The organism is Actinoallomurus soli, assembly GCF_024055715.1.
In the GTDB taxonomy this organism is placed as follows: domain Bacteria; phylum Actinomycetota; class Actinomycetes; order Streptosporangiales; family Streptosporangiaceae; genus Actinoallomurus; species Actinoallomurus soli.
On record NZ_JAMXMV010000030.1, the window covers coordinates 63,688 to 74,177 of the forward strand.

The 10,490-nt window shown below is 73.0% G+C and carries 10 protein-coding genes; 3 read left to right on the forward strand and 7 right to left on the reverse strand.

All coding sequences use genetic code 11. From position 1 onward, the window contains the following. Positions 1-218: 218 nt before the first annotated feature. Positions 219-521, reverse strand: a complete 303-nt coding sequence (locus tag NDW01_RS38770) for a DUF3099 domain-containing protein (RefSeq protein ID WP_252783579.1) — start codon at positions 519-521, stop codon at positions 219-221. Positions 522-706: 185 nt separating this feature from the next. On the opposite strand from NDW01_RS38770, the gene NDW01_RS38775 reads away from it, so the two are divergent. Next, positions 707-919 carry a dodecin gene (locus NDW01_RS38775; protein ID WP_252783578.1) on the forward strand — a complete coding sequence of 71 codons (213 nt, stop codon included), beginning with the start codon at positions 707-709 and terminating at the stop codon, positions 917-919. Positions 920-1,019: 100 nt separating this feature from the next. Here NDW01_RS38775 and NDW01_RS38780 read toward each other — a convergent pair whose 3' ends face one another. Together NDW01_RS38780 and NDW01_RS38785 are read right to left on the reverse strand one after the other, a co-directional pair. Next, positions 1,020-2,411 (reverse strand): metallopeptidase TldD-related protein, encoded by a 1,392-nt coding sequence (locus NDW01_RS38780; RefSeq protein ID WP_252829445.1) that lies wholly within the window; start codon positions 2,409-2,411, stop codon positions 1,020-1,022. Beyond that, positions 2,408-3,907, reverse strand: coding sequence for a TldD/PmbA family protein (locus NDW01_RS38785; RefSeq protein ID WP_252829446.1), 1,500 nt, complete (start codon positions 3,905-3,907; stop codon positions 2,408-2,410). Before NDW01_RS38785 ends, NDW01_RS38780 begins: the two co-directional genes overlap by 4 nt. A gap of 115 nt (positions 3,908-4,022) precedes the next feature. Here NDW01_RS38785 and NDW01_RS38790 point away from each other — a divergent pair, with 115 nt between their 5' ends. Then, positions 4,023-4,727: a beta-ketoacyl-ACP reductase gene (locus NDW01_RS38790; RefSeq protein WP_252829448.1), complete on the forward strand. Its 705-nt coding sequence runs from the start codon at positions 4,023-4,025 to the stop codon at positions 4,725-4,727. An 88-nt stretch (positions 4,728-4,815) separates the two neighbouring features. Further along, on the forward strand, positions 4,816-5,580 hold the full coding sequence (fabI, locus tag NDW01_RS38795; protein WP_252783574.1) for an enoyl-ACP reductase FabI: 765 nt from the start codon (positions 4,816-4,818) through the stop codon (positions 5,578-5,580). 91 nt (positions 5,581-5,671) lie between these two features. On the opposite strand, the gene NDW01_RS38800 is transcribed toward fabI, so the two are convergent. The 4 genes from NDW01_RS38800 to NDW01_RS38815 form a co-directional block, all read right to left on the reverse strand. After that, positions 5,672-6,931 (reverse strand): MFS transporter, encoded by a 1,260-nt coding sequence (locus tag NDW01_RS38800; RefSeq protein WP_252829450.1) that lies wholly within the window; start codon positions 6,929-6,931, stop codon positions 5,672-5,674. A 55-nt stretch (positions 6,932-6,986) separates the two neighbouring features. Next, positions 6,987-8,102 carry a serine hydrolase domain-containing protein gene (locus NDW01_RS38805; protein WP_252829452.1) on the reverse strand — a complete coding sequence of 372 codons (1,116 nt, stop codon included), beginning with the start codon at positions 8,100-8,102 and terminating at the stop codon, positions 6,987-6,989. 6 nt (positions 8,103-8,108) lie between these two features. Beyond that, positions 8,109-8,753 (reverse strand): hypothetical protein, encoded by a 645-nt coding sequence (locus tag NDW01_RS38810; protein WP_252829453.1) that lies wholly within the window; start codon positions 8,751-8,753, stop codon positions 8,109-8,111. A gap of 84 nt (positions 8,754-8,837) precedes the next feature. After that, positions 8,838-10,442 (reverse strand): helix-hairpin-helix domain-containing protein, encoded by a 1,605-nt coding sequence (locus tag NDW01_RS38815; RefSeq protein WP_252829455.1) that lies wholly within the window; start codon positions 10,440-10,442, stop codon positions 8,838-8,840. Positions 10,443-10,490 lie beyond the last annotated feature (48 nt).

Below are 10,490 nucleotides of genomic sequence, written 5' to 3' on the forward strand. Positions count from 1 at the left end.
TCCGCGTGGCCCGGCGACGTGTCCGGGTGCGGAATCACGACCACCGAATAAGGCTGGAAAAGTGGCGACGCCGGGAGGATACGGGGGCAATCCTCCCGGCGTCGCAATCATCGGTGTTCCGACGGGGGCCCGGAACACCGGCACGGGCGCTCCGACGGGGGACCAGAGCGCCGGAACAAATCGTACACCGAACCCCCCCTCTGTTAGTCAAGAGATTGTCACGAGCCGATTTCATCGCGCGGGCCGGAAATCTCTTTTCGGTCACCGGTCTTCGGCTCGTACGGGGTGAAGCGGGAGGCCGAGTCCGGCTCGCGGCCGCCATTGGCGAAGATGACGGCGACATAGGGCAGCACCACCGCGCCGAGCAGCGCGACGATCGCCGTCAACCGCCACGCGCCCGGGAGCGCCACGGCGAAGATGATGCTCAGGAAGAAGCACAGCGCCCGCACGCCCATCGTGATCAGGTAGCGGCGCTCGCGGTAGCCGATGTCCTCGGACAGTGGCCGGCGGGCGTCCGTCACCGTGTACACCACGGGCCGCTCACGTCGCCGGATCGGCGGTCTCACCCTCACCCTTCCCACCGTAGTCCTCATGGCGAACCGGGCAAGCGCCCGGGTGATCCACGTCGTCCCGTACGGCGTTCGCCGGGTACGCCGGGCGGGAAGGAGGATCAAAGCATGTTCATCGCGGCGCGGGAGGAACTGTCATGACGGACCGGACGTACCGGGTAACAGAGATCGTCGGCACCTCACCGGAGAGCGTCGACGCCGCGATCCGCAACGCGATCAGGCGGGCCGGGCAGACGCTGCGGCACCTGGACTGGTTCGAGGTCACCCAGGTGCGCGGCCAGATCGTCGACGGTGAGGTCGCGCACTACCAGGTGGGCCTCAAGGTGGGCTTCCGCCTCGAGGACGCCTGAGCGGGCCACGACGCCTGAGTAAGACACCCGAACCGAGTCGGCCGACCCTGTTGCGGACATGGTCGGCCGACTTTACGGACATGACTCGCGAGGAGACGGTTCAGCTGGCCTTGCTGACCGTCGACATGTTGAAGTCGGCGATTCGCAGCGGCGGCATCGCCGTACGCGTGAAGTAGTCGGACCACTCACGTGGGAGCGTGCGTCGCGTCGCGCCCGCCTCGGCGATGCGCTCCAGCACGCCGACCGGGCTCTCGTTGAACCGGAAGTTGTTGACCTCGCCGACGACCTCGCCGTCCTCGACGAGGTACACGCCGTCGCGCGTCAGGCCGGTGAGCAGCAGCGACTGCGGGTCGACCTCCCGGATGTACCACAGGCAGGTCAGCAGCAGCCCGCGACGGGTGCCGGCGATCATCTCGTCGAGCGTCGCGCCGCTGCCCGGGACCTCCATCAGCAGGTTGTCGACGGCAGGAGTGAACGGCAGGCCGGTCAGCCGGGCGGAGTACCGGCTCTGCATCAGCGCGGACAGCCGGCCCTCGGAGATCCAGTCGACCGGGTGAAGTGCCACCCCGTTGTCGAACGCCGACGAGTCACGGCTGGACGCGTGCGCGACCGCGAACGGCGTGCACTCCAGACCGGGAGCCGCGGGGTCGCTGTACAGCCGGACCGGCGTGTCGGTCAGCCGCTCGCCGACCTTCGTGCCGCCGCCCGGCCTGCTGAAGACCGTACGGCCGTCGTGTGCGTCGCGGGCACCCGCGGACCAGTAGAGGTAGACCATCAGGTCGGCCACCGAGCTGGGCGGCAGGAGCGTCTCGTAGCGGCCGGCGGGCAGGTCGACCCGCCGCCTGCCCCACTCCAGCCGCCGCGCGAGGTCGCCGGCGAGCGCCGTGACGTCCACGTCGCGGAAGTCGCGGGTGCCGACGCCGCTCCAGGCGGACCGGGACAGGTCGGCGGACTTGGCGTTGAGCTCGACCTTCCCGGTCGGCTCGTCGGACCGGAGCCGCAGCCCGGCCGAGGTGCCGAGGAAGGTGGTGTTCATCGCGTGCTCGGCGAAGCCGTACAGCCGGCGGGCGTTGCCCTCCGCCTCGGCGAAGGCCGCACCGAGCGACGGCGCGAAGCCCTCGAAGACGCCGATGGACGTCTCGGCCGGCGGGTCCTCCCAGCGGCCGCCCGGACCCGCCTCGGCCGCCTCGATCAGCGACGCGGCGTCCTCGGCCGGGGCGTTGTCGGCCGCCGCACGCTCGGCCGCGCGCACCAGATCCTCGACCTGGTCCTCGGTCACGCCCGTACGGGACGTGACGCCGGTCGAGACGCCCTCGGCCTTGTTCTTGATCGCGATGACGGTGAGCCGCCGGGAGTGGCTGACGCCGTTGGTCGTCAGCGTGTTCCCCGCCCAGCGCAGGTTCGTGCCGCTGGACTCCTCGGCGATGACGACGCAGCCGTCCGTGCGCGACAGCGCCAGCGCCCGCTCGACGGTCTCCTGCGGGGTGGTCACTTGCCCGCCTCCTTCACCGCGTTGAGGATGTTGACGCCCCGGAACAGCGCGGAGGGCGTGCCGTGGCTGACCGGCGCGACCTGGCCGGGCTGGCCCTTGCCGCAGTTGAAGGCGCCGCCGAGGACATAGGTCTGCGGCCCGCCGACGGCCTCCATCGAGTTCCAGAAGTCGGTGGTCGTCGCCTGGTAGGCGGCGTCGCGCACCTGGCCCGCGAGCCGGCCGTTCTCGATCTTGTAGAACCGCTGGCCGGTGAACTGGAAGTTGTAACGCTGCATGTCGATCGACCAGCTCTTGTCGCCGACGACGTAGAGACCGCGGTCGACGCCGGCGATGAGCTCCTCGGTGGACGGGCCCTCCGGCGCCGGCCGCAGCGAGACGTTCGCCATGCGCTGCAGCGGCATGCTCGACGGGGAGTCGGCGAACGCGCAGCCGTTGGACCGCTCCGCCCCGGTCAGCCGCGCGATCCGCCGGTCCAGCTGGTAGCCGACGAACAGGCCGTCGCGGACGATGTCCCAGGCCTGCGTCTCGACGCCCTCGTCGTCATAGCCGATCGTGGCCAGGCCGTGCTCGGCGGTGCGGTCGCCGGTGATGTTCATGACCTTGGAGCCGTACTGGAGGCTGCCGAGCTTGTCGGGCGTCGCGAAGGACGTGCCGGCGTACGCCGCCTCGTACCCCAGCGCGCGGTCGAGCTCGGTCGCGTGCCCGATCGACTCGTGGATGGTCAGCCAGAGGTTCGACGGGTCGACGACGAGGTCGTACGTCCCGGCCTCGACCGACGGCGCCGCGAGCTTCTCGGCCAGCAGCTCGGGGATGCGGGCCAGTTCGTCGTCCCAGTCCCACGCGCCGCCGGTGAGGTACTCATAGCCGCGGCCGGCCGGCGGGGCGAGCGTGCGCATCGTGTCGAAGGCCCCGTCGCGGATGCCGACGGCGGTCAGCACCGGGTGCAGCCGCACCCGCTGCTGCGTCGTGACGGTCCCCGCGGTGTCGGCGTAGAACTTGTTCTCCTTCACCTGCAGGAGCGAGGCGTCCGCGTGCGCGACGCGGTCGTCGCCCAGCAGCCGGGCGCTCCAGTCGCCCAGCAGCGCGACCTTGTCCCGCACGGCCACGTCGAACGGGTCGACCTCGTACGAAGAGATCCAGACCCGCTCGCCGTGGGCGGGCTCGGCGGCCAGCTCGATGCGCTCGCGGTTGATGGCCGCGGCGACCCGGGCCACCTCGACCGCCTGCTCGGCGACCCGTGCCGCGGCGTCCGTGGTCAGGTCGATGCCGGAGGCGAACCCCCACGTGCCTTCTCGGATCACGCGGACGGCGAGACCGGTGCTGTCGGCGTCGACGGCGGTCTCGAGGTTGCCGTCGGACAGGCGCAGCGTCTGGTGACGGATGCGCTCGAGGCGGAAGTCGACATGCTCCGCGCCGAGGTCGCGGGCCCTGGACAGCGCCGCGTCGGCCAAGGCCCGCAGCGGCAACGCGGTGAAATCCGGATCGATCTCTCTCACCCGAGCAACCTATCGCGTCCTACAAAGACCGGCCGGTCCTCCTTGGCGGTGCCGTGCTCGTGTTACCCATCGGTAGGGCAATAGGCTCGCCACGATCGAACTGGAGGTTTGTCGAATGAGTCGCTCCGTCCTGGTCACCGGAGGAAACCGGGGAATCGGGCTGGCCATCGCCCACGAGCTGAAGAACGCCGGGGACGCCGTCGCCGTGACCTACCGCTCCGGAGAGCCCCCGGAGGGCCTGTTCGGCGTGCGCTGTGACATCACCAGCACCGAGGACGTCGACGCCGCCTTCGGGAAGGTCGAGGCGGAGCAGGGCCCCGTCGAGGTGCTGGTCGCCAACGCCGGCATCACCCGGGACAACCTGCTGGCCCTGATGAGCGAGGACGAGTTCACGTCCGTCCTCGACACCAACCTCACCGGCGCCTACCGCCTCGCCAAGCGCGCGGTCCGCGGCATGATGCGCAAGCGGAACGGCCGGATCATCCTGGTGTCCTCCGTCGTCGGGCTGCTCGGCTCCGGCGGCCAGGCCAACTACGCCGCCTCCAAGGCCGGCCTCGTCGGCTTCGCCCGCTCGCTCGCCCGCGAGCTCGGCTCCCGCAACATCACGGTGAACGTCGTGGCGCCCGGCTTCGTCGACACCGACATGACCGCGGTGCTGGGGGAGGACCGCCAGGCCGAGATCAAGAAGCAGATCCCGCTGGGCCGCATCGCGCAGCCGGCCGAGATCGCCAAGGCCGTCCGCTTCCTCGCGGGCGAGGACGCCGCCTACATCACCGGCGCCGTCATCCCCGTCGACGGCGGCCTCGGCATGGGCCACTGACCCGGCCACCCCGGCACTGACCCGGCGTACCCGAAACGAGCACCGGGCCGCGGCGAACGGCGGCCGACATCTGGAAATGGGACACTGAATGGGCATTCTCGACGGCAAGCGGATCCTCGTCACCGGCGTTCTGACCGACGCCTCCATCGGCTTTCACGTGGCGAAGCTCGCCCAGCAGGAGGGCGCCACGCTCGTCCTCACCGGGTTCGGCCGCATGTCGCTCGTCGAGCGCATCGCCAAGCGGCTCCCGGAGGCCGCCCCGGTCATCGAGCTCGACGTCACCAACGCCGAGCAGCTCGACGGCCTCGCCGGGAAGGTCGCCGAGCACGTCGACGGGCTCGACGGGGTCGTGCACTCCATCGGGTTCGCGCCGCAGACCGCCATGGGCGGCAACTTCATGAACACCGGGTGGGACGACGTCGCCACGGCGGTGCAGATCTCGGCCTACTCCCTCAAGTCCCTGACGGCCGCCTGCCTGCCGCTGATGAAGAACGGCGGGTCGGTCGTCGGCCTGGACTTCGACGCCACCCAGGCCTGGCCGGTGTACGACTGGATGGGCGTGGCGAAGGCCGGCCTGGAGTCCACCGCCCGTTACCTCGCCAAGTACCTCGGCCCGGACGGCGTGCGCGTCAACCTCGTCGCCGCCGGACCGCTCAAGACGATGGCGGCCAAGAGCATCCCGGGCTTCGAGGAGTTCACGAACGTCTGGCCGGACAAGGCCCCGCTGGGCTGGGACGTCGCCGACCCGGAGCCGACCGCCAAGGCGTGCGTCGCGCTGCTGTCCGACTGGTTCCCCGCGACGACGGGCGAGATCGTCCACGTCGACGGCGGCGTCCACGCCGTCGGCGGCTGACCTGGAGCACGGCCCGGGCGCCCCGCCGGCTCGGCGGAGCGCCCGGGCGACCCGGCCGCGACGGGACCGCGGGCCGCACCGGGTCTGTCCCTCACCGCCGGGGGCTCTCGGCGCTCTGAGCGGCGGGCGCCGCGGCGACACGTCGCTCCGCGGTCATCAGGCTGGGTTCGAGGAGCCGTACGGCGACGATGGCGAGGCAGTCGATCGCGCCGAGGGCGACCCACGGCAGGGCACGGTGAACACCGAAGAGCCGGGTGAAGAACGCGGGCGCGATGATCCCGGCGATGGTGAACGAGTACTGGAACGCGGCCAGGTACCGGCCCCTCAGCTCGGCCGGGGAGATCGCGGTCGCCAGTGCCATCGAGACGGGCGCGTGCATCACCTCGGCCAGGGTGAACAGCAGCGTCGCGCCGATCAGCACGGGGATCACCAGGGCGGGCCGGCCGGGGACGAGACCGGACAAGAGGAAGGACCAGAGGGCCCACAGGGCGGCCGCGGCCACCAGCACCCGGGTGCGCCGGTGCCCGGCGAGCCGTTCGACCACGGGCGCGGCCGTCACCGACACCAGGACGAAATTGCCGACGAGGAGCGCGGACGCGAGCCACGACGGTCCTCTCAGGCCGGTGATCACGAAAGTGGGGGTGGCGAGGGCGAGCATCATGCTCGTCATCGCCAGGACGGTGTTGACGCCGGTCAGGGCGAGGAACGGGCGATCCCGGAGGATCGTTCCGTACCCGGTTCCGCCCGGTCCGGTGCCGCCGTGGAGCCGTGGCGCGCGGACGAAGACGGCGATCGCGGCTGCGGCCGCGGCGAAACAGCCGGCCGCGCCGTAGGCGACCCCGCGATAGGCGGCCGCGTGACCGTCGGCCATGACGGCCCCCGTGATCAGGCCGCCTACACCGAGCCCCGCGGTGCGGGCCATGCTCGCCCACGCGAACCAGGAGTCGGGGGACCGGCCGGAGACACCGGCGTCGGCGTAGTCCGCGACCGCGGTGAAGATGCTCGACCAGAAGAACCGCACGCCGACCGCCACGAGCGCCGCCGCGAGGAAGATGCCGACGGGGTGGTCGACCCGGGTGTAGGCGAGGTAGCCCACTGCCTGCATGAGCTGGGCCGCCACGACCAGGGGCAGGGCGCCCAGCCTGTCGGCCAGCACACCGGCCCAGACCGGGACCGGGAGCGTGATGGCGTTGGCGGTGCTGAGCAGGACCCCGAGGAGCCCGAGCGGAACGTCGGTGAGCCGGGTGAAGAACACGAGGGACAGCGGCAGGAAGAGCCCGTTGCCCACCGAGTCGACGACCAGAGCGCCCATCAGGACGCCGCCCCCACGGGCGCTGGCCGAATCGGTCATCTCCCGCGCCACCCTAACGGACCTCCACGCCGTCCGCCGCGGGTTCGGACGGAGGTCAGCGGCAGGCCGCCAGGACGGCGTCGGCGACCTCGCCGAGGTGGCCGGCGGCCCGCCGGGGCGGCAGCAGGTCGGTCAGGTAGGCGAAGACCAGGTCACGCGACGGGTCGGCCCAGGCGATGCAGCAGTTGCTGCCGTTGTGGCCGAACGCCCGCGGGCTGCTGAGCCGGCCCATCGGCCGGCTCAGCGCGCCGTCCGCGACCGGGCCGCCGAGCTGGAAGCCCTGACTCCAGCGGATCGGCACGCCGAGGAGACGGTCGATCTCCCCGTCGCTGGAGGGGCGCGTCGCCTCCTCGACGGTGGACGGTTCCAGGATCCGGGCGCCGCCCGGTGCACCGGCGTCCAGGAGCGCCTGGTAGAAGCGCGCGAGGTCGCGGGCCGTCGCCGAGACGTTCGCGGACGGGATGACGGCCTCGCGCGTCGAGCGCCGGTTGAACAGCCCCGCGGTGATGCGCCCGGCGGGATCGGTCGCGCGCACCGGAACGTGCCGGGACCACAGCCGGCGGGGGAGCCCCAGATGGACGTCGCGCAGGCCGAGCCGGTCCAGGAACGCCTCCTGCAGAAGCGCGCGCACGGGCGCTCCGCCGACCCGCCGGGCGAGCTCGCCGAGGATCACGCCGTAGGTGAGGATGTGATACGCGGGGACCTGACCGGGCGGCCATCGTGGACGGGCCCGCTCGACCTCGCGTACGGCCAGTCCCCAGTGCCGCATGACCAGCGCGTCGCCCGCGACGCTCCGGGCCACCGGAACGCCGGAGCGGTGGCGCAGCACCTGCCGGACGGTGACGTCCTCCTTGCCGCGCCGCCCGAACTCCGGCCAGTGCTCGGCGACCCGGTCGTCGAGCGACAGGTCTCCCCGCTGGGCGAGCAGATGGACCAGCAGCGCCACGAACGGCTTGCCCGCGGAGAACAGGCAGAACAGCGCATCCGGAGCGCACCCGACGGAGCGGTCGAGGAGGACCCGACCCTCACGCAGTACGCACAGCTGCGCCCTGCCGCCGCGCGCGTGCACGAGGTCGAGCGCGCGGGACAGCGTCGACGGGTCGGCGCCCAGCTCGCGCGGCGGGAGTTCCGTCCAGTCGGTCGTCGGCCCCGATCGGGGCGTGGCGGGCATCGGCCGTCAGCGTGGGCGGCGCAGCCGGCGGCCGAGGACGCTGAGGTTGAGCGCGGTGACGGCGCCGACCAGGCCGGAGGCGGTCGCCACCAGCAGCGGCGGGACCGAGTCGCTCTCCGGGTCGCTGGCGGCCATCAGCCGGGCGGAGGTGGCCTGGTCCTGCGCGGCGGGCGCCTCCTGCGGGTACACGAGAGGATCCCGTCCCACGATGTCGGGCAGCGCCGGGCCCTCCTGCTGCGGCGCGGCGACCTCGGGCACGTTCCCGGCAGCACCCGCCGGCGGGGTGATCGGCGCGTTCACCGCGCCCGAACCGCCGGAACCGCCGGCCGAGCCCGCTCTCGAACCGGACCCGGAGTGGGGGGAACGCCCGGAGGCGGGCTTCGACCTCGGTTTCGGCTGGGGCTTCGGCTTGGACGACGGCTTGCTGCCGGGCTTGGACGACGAGCCGCCGCTCGACTTCGGCGGAGCGGAGGGGCTGCCCTTCCCGCCGCTCAGGATGCTGCACAGCAGAGGGCCGAGCTTGCACTCGCCCGCCTTGGAGCTCGTCTCCGCCGATGCCGGGCCGGCGCCGACCGCGAAGAACACCACCGCGCCGGCGGACACCGTCGCCGACGCCGCTCCGACACGCCGCCAGTCTCGCCTTGAGCCCATGTCACTCCCTGCGTCGCTCCCGTTGTTACTGACAACCAGTCCAACGACACGAGCGTTACACGGAAACGCCCGAAACGACAGGGGTTACAGGTCCGCCATGTTCTCGCGCAGCAACGCGGCGAGGCGCGTCCGGCGGGGCGGCTCGGCGCGGTCGCGGACCGCACGGGCCAGCTCCGGACCGGCGGCGTGCACGACCGACAGGTGCCGCCCCGCCCGGCTGAACGCTCCGACCACGAGCGGCCGGGACAGCGCCCCGCCCGCCTCTCCCGGCAGCACGGCGACGACGGCCGGCCAGCGCGTGCCCTGGGCACGGCCGACGGTCACCGCCCAACCGTGCCGCACCGCGGATCCCGGCACCGTCACCTCACCGGACGGGAACGCCACCACCAGCGCGCCCCGGTCCGGGTGGACGGCGGTGACGGTGCCGAACTCGCCGGCGGCGGCCGTCGGCAGGTCGGCGACGCAGACGACCCGGTCCCCGGCGTCGTACGGGCCCGTGCCCGGGTTGAGCCGCTCCTTCAGCGCGCGGTTGAGCGCGATCGCGCCCGCCTCCCCGCGGCGTACGGGCGTCACGACGAGGATCTCCTCGACGGGGATGCCGAGGGCGCGCGGAATCGAGTCCGTGACGAGCTGCACCGCGCGATGGGCCGCCTCACGGGCCTCGGCGGCCGGCACGATGACGACCTCCCGGTCGGCGGACTCCACCGGGGCCAGCGTGCCCTCCCGGGCCGCCGCGGTCAGCCGCCCGATGACCGTACGAGGCTCCGCGGGCAACTCGACGACGGGGACCGTGCCGGACGCGATGACGTCGGCCAGGACGCGCCCCGCGCCGGACGGGGACGGCGCGGCCGGGTCGCCCGCCAGCACCAGGTGCGTCCCGTCCATGCACGCGTCGAGGAGCGCGGCCGCCCGCTCGACGTCGAGGGTGCCCGCCTCGGCCACCACGACGAGGTCGGCCTCCAGGGGACGGTCCTCACCGCGGGCGTAGCCGTCCGGCGCCGGCTCGAGCAGCAGGTGCAGGGAGCTCGCGCCGCCCAGCGCTCGTGCGGCCCGGTCGGTCGGCGCGGTGACGATCATGCCGGGGGCGCCGCGAAGCCGGCCGAGGACCTCCTCGACGGCCTCCGGGGCGCCCGCGAGCACACTGACGCCGCTCTCGTACACGGCCGCCGGCACGCCCTCGACCGCGGGCAGGGGATCGGCGGTGGCGGTGAGCCGGGCCAGGCCCTCGGCCACCGCCTCCTCCGCGACGGTGAGGCGGGCCAGGCCGAGCAGCTCGTCCTCGGACGCCTCGTCCATCACCGCGGCGATGTCCCCGGCGGCGATGGACGCGCGCAGCGTCTCCACCGCGTCCCCCGGGTCCAGGGCCTCGAGCGCGGACAGGATCGCCTTCGCGGACGTCACCGTGTGGCCGTCGCCCGCCGCGCGCCGCAGCAGGTGCGCCGCCAGCGCGGCCGCGCGCCGCGGATCGTGCGGCCCGGCCTCCGCACCGAGCAGCCTGCGGGCGAAGAAGTCGGCCTGCTCGGGCCGTACGCCGGGGATCTCCAGCAGACGCCACGGGTCGCCGCGCAGGATCTCGGCGGCGCCCTCGCCGAGGCGGACCAGGGCCTCGGGCGCCAGCCGGGCGGGGACGTCACTGGCCGCGAACAGCTCGGCCACGTCGGAGAGAGGGCCGGAGAAGGTCTCAGTCATCGTTCGTCACTCTAGTGGCGTCACCGCCGGCGGCGCGGCGCGTCCGAC